This is a genomic window from Micromonospora sp. NPDC005194, assembly GCF_040608335.1.
GTDB lineage: Bacteria > Actinomycetota > Actinomycetes > Mycobacteriales > Micromonosporaceae > Micromonospora.
Window position 1 is genome coordinate 13,655 of the sequence record NZ_JBEXIA010000027.1, and the last position, 21,156, is coordinate 34,810.

General features: G+C 73.0%; 14 protein-coding genes. 4 read left to right on the forward strand and 10 right to left on the reverse strand.

Annotated elements, in window-relative coordinates; all coding sequences use genetic code 11:
* Positions 1-78: 78 nt before the first annotated feature.
* The gene (locus ABZU53_RS21875) at positions 79-1,344 is read left to right on the forward strand and encodes a condensation domain-containing protein (RefSeq protein WP_355067192.1); all 1,266 of its coding nucleotides are present in this window, start codon (positions 79-81) and stop codon (positions 1,342-1,344) included.
* Entirely contained in the window at positions 1,341-2,627 is a 1,287-nt protein-coding gene (locus ABZU53_RS21880; RefSeq protein WP_355067193.1) for an MFS transporter, read from the forward strand. The genes ABZU53_RS21875 and ABZU53_RS21880 overlap by 4 nt, the downstream gene beginning before the upstream one ends.
* Before the next feature lie 29 nt (positions 2,628-2,656).
* Here the strand turns inward: ABZU53_RS21880 and ABZU53_RS21885 are convergent, their stop codons facing one another.
* The 7 genes from ABZU53_RS21885 to ABZU53_RS21915 form a co-directional block, all read right to left on the reverse strand.
* Positions 2,657-3,568, reverse strand: a complete 912-nt coding sequence (locus ABZU53_RS21885; RefSeq protein ID WP_355067194.1) for an NAD-dependent epimerase/dehydratase family protein — start codon at positions 3,566-3,568, stop codon at positions 2,657-2,659.
* A complete protein-coding gene (locus tag ABZU53_RS21890; RefSeq protein WP_355067195.1) occupies positions 3,565-4,650 on the reverse strand; it encodes a hypothetical protein in 1,086 nt (361 codons plus the stop codon). The genes ABZU53_RS21885 and ABZU53_RS21890 overlap by 4 nt, the downstream gene beginning before the upstream one ends.
* A 21-nt stretch (positions 4,651-4,671) precedes the next feature.
* Positions 4,672-5,943, reverse strand: a complete 1,272-nt coding sequence (locus ABZU53_RS21895) for a hypothetical protein (RefSeq protein ID WP_355067196.1) — start codon at positions 5,941-5,943, stop codon at positions 4,672-4,674.
* Between the two features lies 1 nt (position 5,944).
* Complete coding sequence (locus tag ABZU53_RS21900; protein WP_354861041.1) at positions 5,945-6,196, reverse strand: phosphopantetheine-binding protein; 252 nt, start codon at positions 6,194-6,196, stop codon at positions 5,945-5,947.
* Between the two features lie 4 nt (positions 6,197-6,200).
* A complete protein-coding gene (locus ABZU53_RS21905) occupies positions 6,201-7,379 on the reverse strand; it encodes a radical SAM protein (RefSeq protein WP_354861043.1) in 1,179 nt (392 codons plus the stop codon).
* 266 nt (positions 7,380-7,645) lie between these two features.
* On the reverse strand, positions 7,646-8,641 hold the full coding sequence (locus ABZU53_RS21910) for a hypothetical protein (protein ID WP_355067197.1): 996 nt from the start codon (positions 8,639-8,641) through the stop codon (positions 7,646-7,648).
* Between the two features lie 2 nt (positions 8,642-8,643).
* Positions 8,644-11,223 carry an FtsK/SpoIIIE domain-containing protein gene (locus ABZU53_RS21915; RefSeq protein ID WP_355067198.1) on the reverse strand — a complete coding sequence of 860 codons (2,580 nt, stop codon included), beginning with the start codon at positions 11,221-11,223 and terminating at the stop codon, positions 8,644-8,646.
* A 190-nt stretch (positions 11,224-11,413) separates the two neighbouring features.
* Between ABZU53_RS21915 and ABZU53_RS21920 the strand changes: the two genes are divergently transcribed.
* The gene (locus ABZU53_RS21920; protein ID WP_355067199.1) at positions 11,414-12,946 is read left to right on the forward strand and encodes a M1 family metallopeptidase; all 1,533 of its coding nucleotides are present in this window, start codon (positions 11,414-11,416) and stop codon (positions 12,944-12,946) included.
* 269 nt (positions 12,947-13,215) lie between these two features.
* On the opposite strand, the gene ABZU53_RS21925 is transcribed toward ABZU53_RS21920, so the two are convergent.
* The 3 genes from ABZU53_RS21925 to gltB all read right to left on the reverse strand — a co-directional run bounded on the left by ABZU53_RS21925 (position 13,216) and on the right by gltB (position 20,126).
* Positions 13,216-13,755: a hypothetical protein gene (locus tag ABZU53_RS21925; protein ID WP_354863216.1), complete on the reverse strand. Its 540-nt coding sequence runs from the start codon at positions 13,753-13,755 to the stop codon at positions 13,216-13,218.
* Positions 13,756-13,906: 151 nt separating this feature from the next.
* Complete coding sequence (locus ABZU53_RS21930; protein WP_355067200.1) at positions 13,907-15,442, reverse strand: glutamate synthase subunit beta; 1,536 nt, start codon at positions 15,440-15,442, stop codon at positions 13,907-13,909.
* Positions 15,435-20,126 (reverse strand): glutamate synthase large subunit, encoded by a 4,692-nt coding sequence (gene gltB, locus ABZU53_RS21935; RefSeq protein ID WP_355067228.1) that lies wholly within the window; start codon positions 20,124-20,126, stop codon positions 15,435-15,437. The genes ABZU53_RS21930 and gltB overlap by 8 nt, the downstream gene beginning before the upstream one ends.
* 165 nt (positions 20,127-20,291) lie before the next feature.
* On the opposite strand from gltB, the gene ABZU53_RS21940 reads away from it, so the two are divergent.
* Positions 20,292-21,137 (forward strand): GNAT family N-acetyltransferase, encoded by an 846-nt coding sequence (locus ABZU53_RS21940; RefSeq protein WP_355067201.1) that lies wholly within the window; start codon positions 20,292-20,294, stop codon positions 21,135-21,137.
* Positions 21,138-21,156: the final 19 nt, after the last annotated feature.

Genomic DNA, 21,156 nt, shown 5'->3' on the forward strand with positions numbered 1-21,156 from the left:
TCGTCCCGATGAGCGTGTGTCGCGTCGCGGCACACGCTCATCGGCAGCGCAACCGTTCCCGCTCGGGAAGGAACAGGTGTGACCCCGGAGACGACCTACCCGATGACCCTCGGCCAACTATCGGTCTGGCGGGACATCGAAAAAATGCATCCGGAGAAGTGGTGGGAGGGCAACCTCTGCTTTTCCTGGTCGTTGCCGGAAAATGTGACCGCGGCGGACGTCTGGCGCGCGGTCGGAGCACTCGGCATGCGGCACGCCTCGCTGCGCACGACGTTCGACGTCGAGGACCCGGGAGATCCGCGCCAGCGCGTCGCGGTGGATTCCCCCGCCGACGTGGTCGAGGCGGTACGACAGCCCGACGGCGAGACGGGGATGTCCCGGATCGAGACCGAGGAGATCCAGCGGCCGTTCACGCTCACCACCGACCTGCCGTGGCGGGTGTGGCTGACCGAGAGCGACGGCCGCCCCCGTGAACTGTTGGTCGTCATCCACCACATGGCGGCCGACGGCGCGGGCATCAACACCATGGAGCGGGACTTCTACGCCCTGCTGGCCGGGGAGGCGCTGCCACCGGCGCCGCAGCCGGCCGACCTCGCGACGCGGCAACGGTCCGGCGAGATGGACGCCAGACTGCTCGCCGCGGAGTCGTACTGGCGCAAGGTGCTGGCGGGGGCACCCCGGCGGACGCCGCCCGCACCGGGGCCGGTGCTCCGGGCGACGATGCACACCGGCATCCCCGAGCCCATCCTCCGCCAGGCGGCGCGCGGCATCGGCGTCACCGTGGCAGGGGTGCTGCTCACCGCGTACTGCCGGGCGATCATCGCGACGGGCACCACCAGCACCCCGGTCCTGCTCTACCCCATGTCGTCCAACCGTTTCGACCCGGCGGTCACGTCGCTCGTCACGTCGATGAACCAGTGGGTGCCGCTGCTGGCCGCGCCGGAACCGGACGAACCGTTCGCGCACACCGCGCGCGCCCTGTACGTACGGAACATGCGGGCCCTCAAGCACGGGGTCTACGACCCGGACACGGTGGCGCGGATTCGCGAGGACGCCGAACGGGAGGGCGGCCCGCTCGACCCGGGGTACCACTTCACCTTCCTGCTGCCCCCGATGGTGGTGCAGCCGCCGGAGACGATCCAGGAATCGCGGATCGAGTGGCACGTGCCGATCCGCTCGACCGGGCCCGGCTTCTACCTGATGGCCAACGCCGACACGACGGTCCGGCTGACCGTGCGGGTGATCCGCGAAGGCTACCAACGCGCGGAACTCGACGCTCTGCTCGTCGCCATGCGCGATGACCTGCTGGAGCTGGTCGGCGCGAGCGCGGAGGCCGCCGGATGACCACGACCGCGCCGCCCACCACCCCGGCGGTCACGCCAAGCCTGTGGCGTCACCGGGACTTCATGACGCTGTGGACCGGCCAGACCCTCAGCGAGACCGGTTCCGCGGTGTCCACCCTCGCCGTCCCGCTCATCGCGGTGTCCGTGCTGAACGCGTCCACGTTCTCGGTGAGCCTGCTGCAGGCCGCCGGGATGGCGGCGTACCTGCTCGTCGCGCTGCCGGCCGGGGTGATCGTCGACCGGATGCGCAAGCGGCGGCTGATGGTGTTCTGCAACCTGCTGCGGGCCCTCGCGATGGGCACCATTCCGCTGGCGTTTTTCGCCGGTGAGCTCACCATGGCGCAGTTGTGGCTGGTGGCGGCCCTGTGCAGCGTCTGCTCCGTCTTCTTCGAGGTGGCCTACCAGTGCTACCTGCCGACTGTGGTGCGCTCGGATCAACTGCTGGACGCGAACGGCAAACTCAGCACCACGTACTCGGTCGCCCAGGTCGCGGGTATCGGGCTCGGCGGAGGACTGGTCGCGGTCTTCGGCGCGGCGCGGACGGTCCTCATCGACGCCGCCTCGTTCGCGGTCAGCGCCGTCTCGCTGCTGCTGATCCGGCGCAGGGAGCCGGAGGTGGCTGTACCGCAGGGCCCCCGGCCGCGGCTGCGGGAGGAGATCTCCGCCGGCCTGGCCTTCGCCTTCCGGCATCCGGTGCTGCGGAAGATCGTCGCGGCCAGCGGCACCCTGAACGTGTTCAGTCAGGTGATCTACGCCCTCTCGGTCATCTACCTGGTCCGGGTCCTCAAGCTGACGCCGGCCGAGGTGGCCGTGCAACTGGCGCTGGGCACGGCCGGCGGCATCGCCGGCGGACTCGCCTCCGGCAGGCTGGCTCGACGGATCGGCACCGCCCGCATCATCTGGGTCTCCCTGCTCGGGCTCGGCTGGACGATGCTGCTGGTGCCGCTGGCCGAGCCCGGCTGGCGGGTCGCGTTCTACACCGTCGGCATGACCGGCTTCGCCGCACTCTGCGCGATCTACAACGCGGCCCAGATCAGCTACCGGCAGCAGATGTGCCCGCCGGAACTGCTCGGCCGCCTCACCGCCGGGGTCCGCTGGATCGTGTGGGGCGCCCTGCCGATCGGCGCGGTTCTCGGTGGTGTGCTGGGCACCTGGCTCGGCGTCCGCGAGACCCTGGTGATCGCCGCCCTCGGCGTCTGGGCCTCCGGGCTGTGGGTCTACTTCTCGCCGCTGCGGAGAATGCGTGACTTCACGCCCGTCCCCGAGCCGGCCAGCCAGGCCTGACAGCGAGTCGCCGGCGAGGCGCGGGGACGTCAGCGGTTCGGGCCGGCCAGCGCCGCCCACGTACGCGCCACCCCGGTGGGCAGGTCGGTGACGGGGTGCCAGTCCAGCATCGCCGACGCGCGTCGGACGTCGAGCCAGATGTCGCGCCGGTCGAAGGCCCGACGGTCCGCGTACCGGATGGTCAACGGCCGACCGACGGTCGCCGTCACCACCTCCAGCAGCTCGGCGAGGGAGGTGGGATGGCCGGCGCCGACGTTGAGGACGGCGCCGTCGAGCGCCTCGCGGGTGTCGCGGTCCAGGTGACGGTCCCACACCGCCAGCAGGGCGGCCACGACGTCGTCGATGTAGACGTAGTCGCGGCGGGTGACCGGGTCGCCGAACACCTGCAACGGCCGGTGCGTGGCCGCGGCCTCCAGCCAGTGCGACACCACGCCGAGCCCGCCCTCGGCGCGCTGGCCGGGCCCGTACACGTTGGACGGCCGCAGCACGACCGGCCGGAGGTGGTCGGCGGCCTCGCGCAGGGCCTGCTCCTGGGCCAGCTTCGCCCGGCCGTAGACGCTGTCGGGGCCGAGTGGGCCGGTCTCGTCCACCGGTGGCGGCACATCCGGCCGGTACGCCGTCCCGCCGGATCCCAGCAGGACGAAGGTGGGACGACGGGCGCCCAGCTTGCACGCCTCCAGCGCGGCGGCGAGGGCACGCTGGTCCAGCTCGACGAGTTCGGGCTGGCTGACGGCCCTCTTCGGCGTGACCGTGCCGGCGGCCCAGAAGACCAGGTCCGCCCGCCTGATCGTATCGGCGTAGCGGTGTTCCTCGACGGCGTTGCGGGGTCGGGTCACCCGGTGCGGAGGCAGGCGGCGGCGTTCGAGCGCACGGCACAGACTGGCGCCGATGAAACCGTCCGACCCGACGACCACCGTGACCGGGGCGGGGACGGCGCTCACCCCGGAACCTCGGTCTGCACGGCGCGGGTCGCCAGGTCGGCGGCGTAGTCGGCGGTCCCCACACGGGCGGCCAGCAGGTTGCGGTGCAGGGTCTCCAGCAGGTCGAGGGAGTATCCGCTGTCACGCCACTCCTGCTCGGTGACGCCGTAGCCCAGCCGACGCCACAGGTCGGCGTTGACCTGCTCGTGCGCGCCGAAGGGCGCCAGCAGCACGATCGGCGTGGCCGACCAGAGCGAGTCGATCAGGGTGCCCCCGCCGGTCTTGCAGAGCATGGCGACGCGGTGTCGGGCGAGGTCGAACGAGTCGTGGTACGCCGCACCCCGTCGGTACCGCACCGCGCCGTCCGGAAGGATCTCGCCGAACGGTGGGAAGCCGTCGTCCTGCCAGGCCTCCCACTCCGGGTCGATCATGAAAGCCCGGCAGCCGGGGGGCAGCTCGGACACGTCGGCCGGGTCGTGGGTCACCACGTCGACCAGCAGCCCCGCCCGGGCGAGATCCGCCGCGCGGTCCCGGTAGGTGCCCAGCCCCCAGCCGCCGCCGTGCGCCAGCAGGCGGGGCTCCCGCCGCTGCCACGGCACCGGGTCCTCGTCGCCGACGCGGATGCTCGTCGGCGCGGTGCCCCGCTCGGCGTCGAACATCCACACGTGACGGAAGCGCTCTGTGCGGGCCCGGAAGAGGTTGAAGGAGGCGGTCGGCGCGGCGTCGAGGTGACAGATGTCCACCCGAGGCGTTCGGGACGTGAGCGCCTCGTACCGTTCGACGACGGGCACCCAGAAGCCGGAGAAGATCACCACCTGGTCCACGTCCGCGGCCCGCCACCGGTGCAGCAGGTCACCGACCGCGGCGTCGTCGAGCGCCGGCATCTGATCACGCACCATGCGCTGGGCGGCCACCGCGAGCTTGAAGTTCCCTCTGAAGGCCAGCTTGGCGGCCCTCAGCCGGTCGAGTTCGTCGGGTCGCAGCAGCCGCTCGAACACCTCCACGCGCACCTCGATCCCGAGGGCACGCAACCGACCCGCCAGGATGAGGGCCGGTACGTGGGTGCCGAGCGTGGCGCCCGACGTCAGCAGCACAGTGGCCATCGATGCTCCGATCGTCGGGAGTCAGGTGACGAGACTCGGGGCGCCGGCCGTCGCGACGAGCAGGTCGCCCACCTGCGCTTCGAGGGCGACCCGGGCCGCGTCGTCCGGGGCGAACACGGCGAGAAAGAGCCGCCCACGGGGCGGGGTGAGCGTCCCCGAGGCCAGCGGCAGCACCCCCGGCTCGTCGCCGCGAAACAGCAGCTTCGCGTCGTCCAACGCGGACACCAGCCTGGCCACCGTGTCGCCGGGCCGCACCGGCGTCGTGCGGCAGCGCAACCAGGAGCGCAGGCCGACCGTCCGGGCCCGCCGGTCGAGGTGCAGGTTCAGCAGGCCCATCGATCGTCGGGCGTTGATCTCCAGCACCGGTACGACCGTGCCGTCGCCCAGCCGCAGTCCGTCGACGCAGACCGGCCCGGTGTAGCCCTCGGCCGCGAGCGCCGTCCCGACCCGCGCGATCACCTCCCGGTGCGCGGTGGTGTCGAGGCTCGCGTGCTGATCCGCGGGGAGCGGACCGGAGCCGCGGTAGGCGAACTCGGCGTTGTCGACGTGCTGTACGCCCCGCCACCGCACCGCGCCGCTCGGGTCGACCTCAAGGTGGGTGGAGAAGCTGGACGCCTCCGCGAAGAGGGGTTGCACCAGCAGCTCCACCCGAGCCCCGCGCGCGACCTGCCGCTCCAGGTGCCGGACGACCGTGTCCAGCACCCGAGGGTTGCCGACCCGCAGGGCGCCCCGGCCGGCGACCCCGTACGGATCCTTGAGCACGACGTCGTCCGGCGCGTCCTGCACCAGCCGCCGCACCTGCCGGGGCGTGGTGGCCAGGACCGCGGCGCCGGGCAGGCCGGCGTCCCGAACCAGGTCGTTCGACCAGACCTTGGAGTTGACGCGGGCGACGACCTCGACGGGGGGAACCGTGGCACGCAGGCCGAGTCGGCGCACCGCCACGGAGGTGTCCGGCCGGACGGCGTAGAACGCCGCGGCCCACCCGGACATCTCCGGCAGGGACGTGCCACCAGCCGACGCCAGCCGCTCCTCCACGGTGGCGTCCTGGTGACCCGGCACGGCCGCGACCCGTGGTGCGATGCCGGCGACCGCCAGCGCCTCGACCAGGGCCTCGTCCATCGGCTCGGCGGTGAGCAGCAGATCGCCCGGAGCGCACCCGACCGCCAGCAGCTCGTCCATGCCGCGACGTCCCCGGCTGCCACCTGCCGCCGGGCCGGCGGGCAGCCCGGCGAGATCCTCCGGCCGCCACGCCGCCTCCGCGTCGAACGAGCCGAAGTGAACGGTCCCGCTCACCTCACCGACCATCGCCGTCGAGGGCGAAATGGCAGAACGCCTTCACCGACTCCAGGTGGATGCTGTCCAGCGACTCGAAGTCGATCTCGACGTCGAACTCCTCCTCGACGGCGAGCAGGAACGTGATCATGTGCAGCGAGTCGATTCCGAGGTCGAGCAGCAGATTCGTGTCCGCCGTCACCTCCTGGGCCAGCGCCGGATCCTCCAGAACCCGCGCGAGCAGGACCGCCATGCGGGTGACCACCTCTGCCATGCGTTCACTCCCCGCTCAGGTAGAGAAGGATGCACTTCGAGCACACCGGCATGAGGCCGCTGTCGCGCAGGATGCCGCGGACCCGGGTGAACCGCTCGCTCTGCCAGATGTCCTGCATGGACTGCTCGCTCAGGTCGCCGATGACGAACTCGGGGAAGAACTTGCACGAGCTGACCCGGCCGTCGGCGTGGATCTCGATCCGGTTGGACACCGCCAGGCAGCGGCTGCGCCGCTGGGCGGGACGGGACGTGCCGCGGATGAAGTCGTCGATCTCATCCTGCTCGACCTGCGGCTGGTAGCGCACCCGCAGATCCCACACCCGGCTCGCCAGCCGGGCCATCGACTCCTTCAGCACCGGCAGGTACTGCTCGGGCAGCGCATAGGTGTACGAGTGCCACGTCGGCTTGTCGCCCGGCTCCGGCGGGTTGAGCCACGAGAACGACTCCTCGTAGAGCCGGTCCATCGCCGACGCCGTCTCCGGGCTGATGTACCAGGGCAGCAGCCAGTAGACCGAGTTGAAGCCGGTCTGCTCGGCCCACTCGGTGAACTCGTACATGCGGCCGACCATGTCCTCGCTGACCATGCACGCGACGGACAACTCGCCCTGGTACTCGCCGCGCCGTTGGAGGTCGAGCATCGCCTCGACGTTGCGCAGGGTGCGCCGGAACGATCCCTTGCCCCGCAACGCCTCGTGCTCCGGCTCGAAGCCGTCCAGGCTGACCAGCAGGTTGAGTCGTGGCCCGATGGCCAGCAGGTGTTCGGCGTTGCGCTCCATCAACAGGCCGTTGGTGCACATGTTGACGACTCGCGGCACGGCGCCCAGCAGCTTGGCGATCTCTCCGAACCGGGAGTGCATCAGGGGCTCACCGCCCCACAGAAAGACCTTCGCCTGCTCGGGCGCGGTCGTCTCCAGCACGTCCCGGACGACGTCGAGGTCGAGTTCGGAACGCCTGCGCTGGCTGTCGTAGTTGTGGAAGAACCCCTGCTCATTCCACTGGAAGCAGTGGTGACACCGCAGATTGCACCGGTAGGTCAGCTGCATGCTGACCTCCTGCGGCAACGCGGTGGCGTAGAGGGGGTCCGCCGCCAGATTGCGGCGCGTCGCCGACCGGATCGCCACCGTCCGGCGCAGATCGTGCAGTTCCCCGGACGTGAAGACCTTGTTGGTACGTGGGTAGGACATGCAGGCTCCCCGCTCGTCTGCCACGAAACGGTCACTCCTGCGCGGGGCAGGGGACATCGCTTCGCCAGATTCGTGATTGGATCGGGGGCCGTTCGCATCCCTACATGCGCACGAACCCCCGGTATCACACAAGGAACCGGCGGCGGCAGTCCGACGTGGATGTGAGTGTCCTGCTCACCCCCCGCCACGGGTCGTTCACCACACTGACACATGAGGTCTTCGTCGTAAACCCCGCGTGCTCCGCCTTTCGGCCACTCGGATGCGCCTCAGCGCAGGGCGCGGAACAGCAGCAGGTAGGCGCAGTAGCCCAGCGGCACCAGCAGGAAGCAGATCAGGAACCCGAGCGGCAGGTACCGGGGTGGGGTGCCGGCGACCATGGCGGGTCTCCCCCATCGGCCCAGCACCAGGTACCCGCCGAAGAACGCCAGCGCCGGCAGCCCCGCACAGATCCACGCGCCGAGGGTGAAGCCGTCGACCAGGCCGACCCCGGAGGCGAGCACGAGGGTCAGCATGAGCACCCCCGCCGCCGCCCCGCACGCGGCGTAGACGGCGACCGCCCGCGCCAGCGGCGACCACGTCGGCAGCAGCGCCGGCCGTTGGGCAAGCAGCTCGGCCTGCTGCCCGTGCCGGTCGGCCTCGTCGGCCATCCGCCGGGCCAGCTCCAGCTCCACCACCGGGTCGACCGCCGCCGCCCGCTGCGCCGGCACCCCGGCGCCCGCCGGGCTCACCGCCGTCGGCAGCGCCAGCGGCGACTGCACGACCGGCAGCTCGGGGTACGCCCCGACACCCGCCCGCCCCGGCACGCCGGCTGCGCCGGCGGACCCGCCGTCCCCCGATCCGCTGACGATGGGCGAGCCAGACCCCGCCGGTGAACCAGGCCAGGTGGCGGGGTCACCGGCCGGGCCGGACCCCGTCGGCGAGCCAGGCCGGGTGCCCGGGTCACCGGCCGAGCCGACCGGCGGCGGCGAGCCGGGCCAGGTGGTGGCCGCCCCGGTTGCCGGCGGGCGGGGCGGGACGCCCGTACTCGTTCCCGGCGCGTCGTTGCCCGGTGCGGCGGTCGGGCCGGCCGGTGGCTGGTCGATGCCGATCGCGCGGCCGAGCTGGTCGAGGCGGTGGCCCTGGGCGGTCAGCCGCTGGTGCAGGTAGTCGGCGGCGGCGTGCAGGTCACGGCGGCGCTCGGACTCGGCTGCGGCGTCCCGCTCGCCGGCGCGGCGGTGCTCGGCGAGCTGTCGGGCCAGCGCCGCGTACTCCTCGAAGGACACTGTCAACGCTCCCCGTGCGGCTCGTGCCCGTCGCGGGCGAACGGCACGATCAGCCTGGTGCGCTGGTCGTGCCGGTCGACCAGCAGCGCCCGGTCGGCGCGCGGCGTGTAGGCCAGGTCGTGCACCCCGAGGTGCAGGGCCAGCTCGGCGCCGGGCACGTTGAGCGCGACGAGGCAGGCGACGTCGTCGCGGTTCTGGGTGCCGCCGAGGTCGTCGGAGAGCCGCCGCAGGCCGCGCCACCAGCCGAGCAGGTGCACGCCCTGGGCGGGGCCGTGGCGCAGCAGCGTACGCAGGTCGTCCAGGCCGGAGCGGAACGTGACCGGGTCGGCCGCACCGAGGACCGGAGCGGCGGCGTCCATCCCGAACACCACCAGGTATTCGCGGCCGGCCGGCTCGGCGGCCAGCGTGGCGATCCGGTCGCGCAGCCCGGCCGCGTCGAGGCGGTGCACCGGGTGACCGGCGGCCCGCAGCGCGGCCTCGGTCTCGGCCGCGATCGGGTCGGCGGCGGTGACCAGGGAGGCCACCTGGAACCGGGCGTCGCCGGGGGTGTGTTGACGGGCCAGGCTCAGCGCGGCGGCGCGCAGCACGTCCGCGCCGGCCGGTGCGGTGCCCACCACGGCGAGGTGCCGGCCGGGGGTGGAGTCCATCAGGAACAGCGCCGTGGTGCCGTGCACGTCGACCGTCCGGCCGACCAGCGCCATGGGGCGTCGGCCACCGGGGCGCAGCCCGGCGAAGGTGGGATCGTCCTCGACGCGCGCCGCCTCGTACCCCTTGAAGACCGCCGGGGCCCGCGAGCCCGGCGGGCGGGCCTGCCACAGCTCGTGGCGCAGCGCGGCGAGGTCGGCCGCGGCGGCGTGCGCGTCGGGGAAGCGCAGCACGGTGTCGGCACCGACCGCGCCGGCGGCGGTGTTGACCACGGCCGAGCCGATCGGCAGGGCCGCGGCGGCGTCGTTGAGCTGGTCGAGGACACCGCCGCCGCCGGGCAGCGCCACCCGCAGCGCGAACTGCCCGAAGATCGCCTCGGCCCGACCGTAGAGCGCCTCGATGCCGGTCATGCTCTGACTGGCCAGCACCAGGTGGATGCCGTACGAGCGGCCCTTGCGGGCCAACTCCTCCAGCAGGTCGACGGATTCGCGGGCCAGCGCGTCGTTGCCAGCGAGCAGCACGTGGAACTCGTCGATGACGGCCACGATGCGCGGCAGCGGATTGTCCCGTGGCAGGTCGGCGAGCTTGGTGACGCCGTGCCGCTTCAGCGCGGTGGCCCGGCGCTGTGCCTCCCGGCGCAGCTCGCGCAGCACGGCGAGGCCGTACTCGCGGTCGGATTCGATGCCGACGGCACGGGCGTGCGGCAGCCAGGACGGGTCACGCCCGGTGGGCACGAACTCGGTGAAGCTGACGCCCTCCTTGAAGTCGAGCAGGTAGAGCTGCAACTCGGCCGGCGAGTAGCGCGCGGCCAGTCCGTACAGGACGTCGAGGAGGAAGACGGTCTTGCCGGCGCCGGTGCGCCCGCCGACCAGCCAGTGCGGGGTGGCGTCGTCGAAGGCGACCGTCAGCGCGGTGTCGAAGGCGACCGTCAGCGCGGTGTCGAAGGCGACCGTCAGCGGCGCGGGGCCGGCCCGGCCGACGACGGTGCGCAGCCCGTTGGCCGCGGACTCGGCCCAGCGCCGCTCGGGCAGCAGCTCGGCGAAGGGCAGCGCCTCGGCACGGCGGGCGGCGGCGCCGAGGTGCTCGGCGAGCGCGCGGACCGAGGCCGGCGGCGGGTCGCCGTCGAGCAGCACCGGGGCGGCGAGACCGCTGCCGTCGACGCTGAACGGGACGCCGGGCGGGTCGCCGACGTGCGCGTACCCCTCGCTGATCCGGAGGGCGGTGGTGCTGCCCAGCGGCGGTGCGGTCTCGCCGGGCAGCCGGGACGGATGGCCGGCGAGGAGCACGCAGACGGCGGCGGCCGGGCCGGCGTGGGTGAGCGCGGCGAGCCGGGCCAGCTCGCGCGGCGGCGGGGCGGCGGTGGCGACCACCAGCAGCAACTGCCGGGTGGAGGGATCGGCGTGCTGGGCGGCGCGGGCGTGCCGTTCGGCGGCGGTCAGCAGGGCGGCCACCTCGGATTCGCTGGTGGCCGGCGGGTCGAGCACGCCGGCGTCGAGCAGCGGGCGCAGCGGGCCGAAGGTGGCGCCCAGCGCGGCGGTGTCGATGCCGGTGACCCGGACCCGACCGGGTGGCGCGGTCGCGACCAGCCGCAGCACCAGCGCCCGCAGCAGCGCGGCGACGCGCCCGTCCCGGGCGTCGGTGTCCAGTGCCAGGTGGTGGCCGCCGCCGAGCGGCAGCAGGACCGGGAAGCCGCCGTCCGGAGTGGACGCCTCGCCGATGCGCACCGCGGCCGGTGTGTCGGTCAGCGCGGTGGCGCCGGGGGTGGGGGTGGCCAGCGCGCCGCCGAGGCGCGCGAGTCGGGCCACGAGGTCGCCCCCGCCCGCCTGCGCCGGCGGAGCAGGCGCCGCGCCGAGCACGCCCCGGGCGGCATCCAGGTGTACGCGGGCCGCCCGGTGGGCGGTGACCGCCTGCCCGTACGCCGACGCGAGCCTGCCCACGCTCTGCCTCCCACGCCACGGCCGTCCGGTTCGCCGAAACCCTAACGGACAGCGGTGACACCGGGACAGTAGCGACCCGCGCTTTCGCGGCGGCCGACGCCGTGACACGCCCACAGCGCGCCGGGCCAGCGACGTTCACAGTTGTCGATTAAGTTGGCGGTGCGTACACCCGATGGAGGGAGTCCACCTCGTGCGACGAGTCCTCACGGCGGCCACCGCCGCCCTGACCCTCACCACCGCCGGCACCATGCTCACCGGCGCACCCGCCCCGGCCGCCCCGACGGGCTGGGGCCGGCCCGTCGTCTCGGTCGCGCCGCAACCCGGCGCTCCCGGCCTGGGCGACACCTACTACCCCGACTACGGCAACGGCGGCTACGACGTCTCGCACTACGACGTCCGGCTGCGCTACGACCCGGCCACCGACCGGCTCACCGGCACCACCACCATCCTCGCCACCGCGACACAGGACCTCTCGGCGTTCAACCTGGACTTCCTGCTCGACGTCGAGTCGGTGCGGGTCAACGGCTGGGAGGCCGGCACCGCCAGGGCGGGCACGCACGAGCTGGTGGTCACGCCAACCCGCACGATCACCCGGGGCCAGCAGCTCACCATCGTGGTGCGCTACGACGGCATCCCGTCGGAGACCCTGGTCGGCGGCTACACCGGTTGGACGCGCACCGACGACGGGGCGCTCGCGGTCAACGAGCCCGAGTCGGCGTGGTGGTGGTTCCCGAGCAACGACCACCCGCTGGACAAGGCCACCTTCGACATCTCCGTCTCGGTGCCCACCGGCGTCGAGGTGATCAGCAACGGCGTGCAGCCCCGTCCGCCGGCGGCCGAGGCCGGCAATCGCACCCGGTGGATCTGGCGGACCACCTCCCCCACCGCCACCTACCTGGCCTTCATGGCGATCGGTCAGTACGACATCGTCACCGACACCACGCCGGGCGGTCAGCCGGTGATCAACGCGTACAGCACCTCGCTGGGGGCGCTCGGGCCGGCCGCGCGGGCCAGCATCGAGCGGACCGGCGAGATCATCGACTGGGAGAGCGGGATCTTCGGCCCGTACCCGTTCGAGGCGCGAGGTGGCGTGGCCGGGCCGGTGGACGGCATCGGCTTCGCCCTGGAGACGCAGACCCGCCCGGTGTACGGCCCGGGTTTCTGGCGTCGCGGCGCCAACACGTACGTGGTGGCCCACGAGAACGCCCACCAGTGGTTCGGTGACTCGGTCTCGGTGGCCGAGTGGCGCAACATCTGGCTCAACGAGGGCTTCGCCTCGTACGCCGAGTGGCTCTGGTCCGAGGAGCAGGACGAGGGCACCGCGCAGGAGGTCTTCGACTTCACCTACGCCAGCTACCCGGCCGACGACGAGTTCTGGCAGGTGCTGCCCGGTGACCCGGGCGCGGACCGGGTCTTCGACAACGCGGTCTACGACCGGGGCGCGATGACCCTGCACCAGCTCCGGCTGGCCGTCGGCGACGACGCGTTCTTCGCGATCCTGCCGGCGTGGACGGCCGAACACCGGCACGGCAACGGCACCATCGAGGAGTTCCAGGCCCTGGCTGAGCGCATCTCCGGTCTGGACCTGGACGAGCTGTTCACCACCTGGCTGTTCACCGCGGGCCGGCCCGACGTGGCCAGCGCCGCCCGCAAGGCCGCGCCGCCGGCCGAGCCCAAGTCGTGGGCCAAGATCCGCGAGTCCCACGAGTTGCTGTCGCACTAGCGGCAGTCGTCACCCGCAAGGCCCGTCGCCCAGGCGGCGGGCCTTGCGGCGTTTCCCGCTGGTCCCGCCGGAGCGATCTCACCTGCCAACGCAGCGTCCCCCGTCGCCCCTCCCCCACGCGTCCTTTGCTCTGCTTCAACGGACGCAACACCGGTTGTCCGACTATCGGACGGGCGGTGTTGCGTGGAGTGAAGCAGAGCAAAGGACGCGCGAGGGAGGCTGACCTCCGGGTCGGAGTCGTCGCCAGCGGCCGGATTCAGGCGGGCGGCTCAGGACGCCGGCGCCACCGGACGGCCCACGGTCGCCGGGGACCCGGCCGCCTCGGCCGTGCTCGCCTCGACGGCGCGGATGTGCCGGTAGGCGAACCACAGCGGCGGGAACGCCCCGACCGCGAAGGACAGGTCGATGAGTGTCCAGAACCACGGGATGTCCCGGATCGGGCCGCAGATCAGCGCCAGCGGAACGATCCCCGCGCAGGCGATCATGCCGACCTGCACCACCCAGACGTTGCGCACCGGGTCACGCAGCGGCCCCCAGAACGCCACCGCCAGCACCAGGTGGGCGAAGGCCAGCCAGTCGGTGCCGTAGAGCAGGAACGGGTAGTCCTGCCCCGCCGTCACGAGTCCGGTGTGGACCCGCTCGATCCAGTCGACCAGCGCCGGCATCTGCCCGGCGAGCGGGTCCAGCGCGCGCAGCAGCCAGCGCACCTCGATCTCCAGCGGGAAGGCGGTGGCACCGCTCAGGAAGAGGCCGATCAGCACGATCCACAGCCACCGACGCGTACGCCGCAACCGCTCCTCGATGTCCATGACCGCAGCGTAACGATGATCTTGGCGCCGGTTCGTCCCGCCAGCGGTGACCGCTGTCTCACCGGCGCCCGGCCGGCGTGCCAGGTACCTGTCACGCCGGCCGGACGGCTCCGGGAACTCCTCAGCGAACGGCGAGTCACCGAACGGCGAGTCAGCGAACGGCGAGCGGCTGCGCGGCCGGGCCGACCGGCGCCGGCAGCGCACCGGCACCACCCAGGTAACCGTGGATCGCGGCGGCCGCCGCGCGCCCCTCGGCGATGGCCCACACGATCAGCGAGGCGCCCCGGTGCATGTCCCCGGCCACGAACACGCCGTCGGCGTCGGTCTGCCAGTCGTCCCGGGCGTCGACGGCGCCCCGCGCGTTGCGGGTCACCCCGAACTGCTCCAGCAGCGGCTGCTGCTCGGTGCCCTCGAAACCGATCGCCAACAGCACCAGGTCCGCCGGCAACTCCCGCTCGGAGCCCGGGACGACGGTGACCATCCGCCGGCCGTCGCGCTTCTCGACGGTCACCTCGGCGATCCGCACCGCGCGCACCTGACCGGTGCCGTCGTCCACGAACTCCTGCACCGCCACGGCGAAGACCCGCTCGCCACCCTCCTCGTGCGCCGGGTAGCTGCGCAGGATCCACGGCCAGGTCGGCCACGGGTCCCGGGCCTCGTCGCGCTCGTGCGGCGGCTGCGGGTACAGGTCGAGCTGGTGTACGCCGGCGGCGCCCTGCCGGTGGGCGACGCCGAGGCAGTCGGCCGCCGTGTCCCCGCCACCGATGATCACCACGTGCTTGCCGGCCGCGTCGATCGGGGTGCCGTCCGGCAGCACCGCGCGGGCCGCCCGACCCTCGCCGGTGACCGCCACGCCAGGCCCGCCGCCGGCCGCCGTGGCGACCGCGCGATTCGCCGCGACCAGGTGCGCCATCGCCTGGTGTACGCCCCGCAGCGCCCGCCCCGGGGTCTCCGGGGTGTCCCGGCCCTGCAAGGCCCCGCAGGCCAGCAGCACCGCGTCGTGCTCGGCGCGCAACTGCTCGGCGGTGACGTCGAGGCCGACGTTCACGCCGGTGCTGAAGCGCACCCCCTCGGCGGCGAGCTGCGCCAACCGGGCGTCGATGTGCCGCTTCTCCAACTTGAAGTCGGGGATGCCGTACCGGAGGAGGCCGCCGATCGCGTCGTCGCGCTCGTACACCGTCACGGCGTGACCGGCGCGGGCCAGTTGCTGGGCGGCGGCCAGGCCGGCGGGCCCGGAACCGACCACGGCGACCGACCGGCCCGACGGCGCCGGCACCGGGCGCGGGATGAACCCGCGCGCCGCGGCCGCGTCGGCGATCTCCACCTCGACCTGCTTGATGGTGACCGGCTGGCCGCCGGCGATACCCAGCACGCAGGCCGCCTCGCAGGGCGCCGGGCAGAGCCGGCCGGTGAACTCCGGGAAGTTGTTGGTGGCGTGCAACGACTCCACCGCGGCGTCCCAGTTGCCGGTGCGGACCAGGTCGTTCCAGTCCGGGATGCGATTGCCCAGCGGGCAGCCGTCGTGGCAGAACGGGATGCCACAGTCCATGCATCGCGTGGCCTGCTCGCGGATGAGTTCCTCGCCGGCCGGCGGGTACACCTCCCGCCAGTCGCTGATCCGTACCGGCACCGGGCGGCGGGCCGGCAGCCGCCGGTCGTAGCGCAGGAAACCGTTCGGGTCAGGCACGTGCCACCTCCTGGGCAGCCACCCGCGGGGCGGGCGGCACCGGCATCGCCGGCACAGCGGGCGCGGTCAGTTCTGTCATGACCGCGTCGTCGACGTCGCGGCCGGCTGCTTCGGCGGCCCGCATGATCTCCAGCACCCGGCGGTAGTCGCAGGGTACCACCGCGGTGAACTCGGACACCGCCTCCGGCCAGCGCTTGAGCAGCTCCTCGGCGACCGCCGACCCGGTCTCGGCCACGTGTCGCTGCACCAGTTCGTGCAGCAGCGTCTGCTCCTGCTCGCCCAGCGGCGCCAGGTCGACCAGTTCCGTGTTCACCCGCGCGGTGTCCAACAGGTGCACGAACGCCGTCCCGCCGGACATGCCGGCGGCGAAGTTGCGGCCGGTCGCGCCGAGCACCACCACCGTGCCGCCGGTCATGTACTCGCAGCCGTGGTCGCCGACGCCCTCGACGACGGCGACCGCGCCGGAGTTGCGGACCGCGAACCGCTCCCCCACCCGGCCGCGCAGGAAGACCTCGCCCGACGTGGCCCCGTACAGGATGGTGTTGCCGGCGATGATCTGATCCTCCGCGCGCTGCCCCGGCTCGGCGTCGGGGTCGAGGAACGGCGCGGCGGCGTCCGGACGGACGATGAGCCGGCCCCCGGAGAGGCCCTTGCCCACGTAGTCGTTGGCGTCGCCGTGCAGACGCAGCGTCACCCCGCGCGGCAGGAACGCGCCGAACGACTGCCCGGCGGTGCCGTGCAGCACAAACTCGACGGTGTCGTCCGGAAGGCCGCCCCCGCCGAAGCGGCGGGTCACCTCGCCGCCGAGCATCGCGCCGACGCTGCGGTGCTCGTTGCGCACCGCGACCTCGACGCGGACCGGCGCACCCTCGGACAGCGCCGGCCGGGCGAGCGCGATCAGCTCGTTGTCCAGAGCGTGCTCCAGGCCGTGGTCCTGGGCGCGCACCCCGCGGCGGGCAGCGCCGGCGGGCAGTTCCGGCAGATGCAGGACGGGTGCCAGGTCGAGCCCGTGGGCCTTCCAGTGCGACACCGCCGGGGCCACGTCGAGCAGTTCGGTCTGCCCGATGGCCTCCTCGATGGACCGGAAGCCCAGCTCGGCCAGGTACCCCCGAACCTCCTCGGCGAGGAACAGGAAGAAGTTCTCCACGAACTCCGGCGTGCCCGTGTACCGCTCGCGCAGCACCGGGTTCTGGGTGGCGATGCCGACCGGGCAGGTGTCCAGGTGACAGACCCGCATCATCACGCAGCCCGAGACGATCAGCGGCGCGGTCGCGAAGCCGAACTCCTCCGCGCCGAGCAGCGCCGCGATCAGCACGTCCCGGCCGGTCTTGAGCTGGCCGTCGACCTGCACGGTGACCCGGTCGCGCAGCTTGTTGAGCAGCAGCGTCTGCTGCGCCTCGGCCAGCCCCAGCTCCCACGGGGTGCCGGCGTGCTTGAGCGAGTTCATCGGGGACGCGCCCGTGCCGCCGTCGTGGCCGGAGATCAGGATGACGTCGGCCTTGAGCTTGGCCACACCGGCGGCGACAGTGCCCACACCCACCTCGCTGACCAGCTTGACGTGCACCCGGGCGGCCGGGTTGACGCACTTCAGGTCGTGCACGAGCTGGGCCAGGTCCTCGATGGAGTAGATGTCGTGGTGCGGCGGCGGCGAGATCAGGCCGACGCCGGGAGTGGCGTGCCGGGTCCGGGCGATCCACGGCCAGACCTTGTTGCCGGGCAGCTGGCCGCCCTCGCCGGGCTTCGCGCCCTGGGCCATCTTGATCTGCAGGTCGTCGGCGTTGACGAGGTATTCGCTGGTGACACCGAACCGGCCGCTGGCGATCTGCTTGACCGAGGAGCGCCGCAGCGGGTCGTGCAGCCGATCGACGTCCTCGCCGCCCTCGCCGGTGTTGGACTTGCCGCCGAGGCGGTTCATCGCGATGGCGAGCGTCTCGTGCGCCTCGGCCGAGATCGAGCCGTACGACATGGCGCCCGTGGCGAACCGCTTGACGATCTCGGTGGCCGGCTCGACCTCCTCGATCGGCACCGCCGGGCGGACCCCGGTGCGCAGGGTGAACAGCCCGCGCAGCGAGCCGGCCTGCGCGGCGAGCGCGTCGACCTTGGCCGTGTACTGGCGGAAGACGTCGTACTGGCGGCTGCGGGTGGCGTGCTGGAGCAGGAAGACCGTCTCCGGGTTGAACAGGTGCAGCTCACCCTCGCGGCGCCACTGGTACTCGCCGCCGACCTCCAGCCGGTCGGAGCCGACGGTGCCGGCCGGCGGCCAGGCCAGCGCGTGCCGGGCGGCCACCTCGGCGTGCACACCGGCCAGCCCGACGCCGCCGATCCGGCTCGGGGTGCCCCGGAAGTAGCGGTCGACCAGCCGGGTGTCCAGCCCGACCGCCTCGAAGACCTGCGCACCGCAGTACGACGAGACCGTCGAGATACCCATCTTCGACATGATCTTCAGGACGCCCTTGCCGAGCGCCTTGGCGTAGTTGCGCACCGCGGCCGCGGGCTGCACGCCGGCCAGCGTGCCCGTGGTGATCATGTCCTCCACGGACTCGAACGCCAGGTACGGGTTGACCGCCGCCGCGCCGTACCCGATCAGCACCGCCGCGTGGTGCACCTCTCGGCAGTCGCCGGACTCCACGATCAGCGCCGCCTGGGTGCGCGTCTGCTCCCGCACCAGGTGCTGGTGCACCGCGGCGGTGAGCAGCAGCGACGGGATCGGCGCGAGATCGGCGTTGGAGTCCCGGTCGGAGAGCACCAGGATGCGGACGCCGTCCTCGATGGCCTCGGAGACGTGCCGGCAGATCTCGATCAGTCGCGCCTTGATCCCGGCGGCGCCCTCGCGGATGCGGTACAGCCCGGAGACCCGCACCGCCTTGAAGCCGGGCAGGTCGCCGTCCTCGTCGATGGAGAGGATCTTCGCCAGCTCGTCGTTGTCGATGATCGGGTGCGGCAGCACGATCTGCCGGCAGCTCGCCGCGCCCGGGTCGAGCAGGTTGCCCTCCGGCCCGATCGTCGACGCCAGGCTGGTCACCAGTTCCTCGCGGATGGCGTCCAGCGGCGGGTTGGTGACCTGGGCGAAGAGCTGGTGGAAGTAGTCGTAGAGCAGCCGCGGCCGGGTGGACAGCGGCGAGATCGGGGTGTCCGTGCCCATCGAGCCCAGCGGCTCCGCGCCGGTACGGGCCATCGGCGCGAGCAGGACCTTCAGCTCCTCCTCGGTGTAGCCGAAGGTCTGCTGGCGGCGGCGCACCGAGTCGTGGGTGTAGACGGTGTGCTCACGGGGCGGCAGGTCGTCCAGCTCGATCAGCCCGGCGTGCAGCCACTCGCCGTACGGCTGCGCGGCGGCCAACTCGGACTTGATCTCGTCGTCGTGCACGATCCGCCCGGCCACGGTGTCGACCAGGAACATCCGGCCCGGCTGGAGTCGCCCCTTCGCGACCACGTGAGCGGGGTCGAGGTCGAGCACGCCCGCCTCGGAGCCGAGCACCACGAGGCCGTCGTCGGTCTGCCACCAGCGCCCCGGGCGCAGCCCGTTGCGGTCCAGCACCGCGCCGACGATCTCGCCGTCGGTGAAGGCCACCGACGCCGGACCGTCCCACGGCTCCATGAGGCTGGCGTGAAAGCGGTAGAAGGCACGCTTGGCCGGATCCATCCCGGGGTCGTTCTCCCAGGCCTCGGGGATCATCATGAGGACCGCGTGCGGCAGGCTTCGCCCGGCCAGGTGCAGCAGCTCCAGAACCTCGTCGAAGTTCGCCGAGTCGGAGGCGGCGGGGGTGCAGACCGGGAAGACCCGCCGGATGTTGCCCGGCACGTTCGGCGAGCGCAGGAGCGCCTCGCGGGCCTGCATCCAGTTGCGGTTGCCCCGGATCGTGTTGATCTCGCCGTTGTGGGCGATGAAACGGTACGGGTGCGCCAGCGGCCAGGACGGGAAGGTGTTGGTGGAGAAGCGGGAGTGCACCAGCGCGATCGCGCTCTCCACCCGCTCGTCACGCAGGTCGGGGTAGAACGCCGGCAGCTGGTCGGGCGTCAGCATGCCCTTGTAGACCATGGTGCGGCTGGACAGCGACGGGAAGTACGCCGGCACGCCCCGCTCGGCGGTCTCCCGCTCGGCCTGCTTGCGCAGGCAGAAGGCCACCCGGTCCAGGTCGATGCCGCTCAGGGCGGAACCGGCCGGCCCGGCGGGCGAGTCGGTGAGGCGGTGGGCGGCCACGAAGACCTGCCGCACCCGGGGCATGGCCGCCAGGGCGGTGTCGCCGAGCCCCTGCGGCTCGATCGGCACGTCCCGCCAGCCGAGCAGGTCCGCGCCCTCGACCAGCGCGTACTTCTCGACCACCCGGCGGGCACGGGCCTCGGCAGCGTCGTCGTCGGGCAGGAACACCAGGCCCGTGGCGTACTCGCCGGCCGGTGGCAGCGTGACGTCGGCGACCGCGCGCAGGAACGCGTCCGGGACCTGGATCATGATGCCCGCGCCGTCGCCGGTGTTGGGCTCCGCGCCCCGGGCACCCCGGTGGTCCAGGCGGCAGAGCGCACCGAGCCCGTTGGCGACGACCGCGTGGGACCGTCGGCCGTGCATGTCCGCCACGAAGGCCACCCCGCAGGCGTCGTGCTCCTGCGCCGGGTCGTAGAGGCCCTGGGCGGGCGGATGGGGGCCGGGCGTCGGGGACGCCTGCGGGCTGTGCGGGTGCGGCTGTGTCATGTCCGCGTACGGCTGAGCCACCGGGCCTCCTGTCGTCACTCAGGTTGGATCATGGTGGGGACGACGTCGGCCCGTGGGTCTGTTGAGTCTACGTTAGGGCTGGGGGCACAAGGCCACTCAAGATTGATCACACCGTCCAGAGTCTGGGACGTGTAGTCTCGCGCGGTGGATTCGGTACACAAGGACATCTTCGACCGGTTGGAACGTTTCTACGACGCGGTGCCCCGCGACGTCGCCGGCGCCGAGGAGCACGGCGGGTTGGTGCTGTTCGTCCGCGAGGGTGCCGGTTGGCCGTTCTACGCCCGGCCCCGGATCGGCGCCACCGAGGCGCCGTCCCTGGCCGACGTGAGCTCGGTGCGGGAGCGCCAGCGGGAGCTGGGCCTTCCGGAGGCCTTCGAGTGGGTGCACGAGACGACCCCGGAGCTGCTGGCGGTGGCCCGCTCGGCGGGGCTGAACGTGCTGGAGGCCCCGCTGATGGTCCTCGACGAGACCGCGCTGCCCGACCCGGCGACGCTGTCCGACGTACCGGTGCGGGTTCTGGCGGCGGACTCGCCCGACTTCGCCGCCGACGTGGCCGCCCGGCGGGCGGTGGCGGCCGTGGCGTTCGGCGCCGCCGGCACCGCGACCGGCCCGGCCGGGCCGGCCGAGCGCGACGCGGCGGTCACCGAGTTGGAGCTCGCCGCGCTGGATGAGGAGCGGGCCCGGATCGCCGACGGCCGGCGGATCTCCGCGCTGGCCGGGACGCCGACCGAGGGCGCGCTGGCCAGCGGCATGGCGATGCGGGTGGACGACGTCGCGGAGATCGCCGGGGTAGCCACCCTGCCGGCCGCGCGCCGTCGCGGCATGGGCGCCGCGCTGACCGCCACCCTCGCCCGCGAACTGCTCGCCGCCGGCACCGACCTCGTCTTCCTCTCCGCGGGCAGCGAGGAGATCGCACGGGTCTACCTGCGGGTCGGCTTCCGCCGCATCGGCACCGCCTGCATCGCCGAACCCGCCGCCCTGATCCCCTGAACCGCGCGGTTTCCCAGAG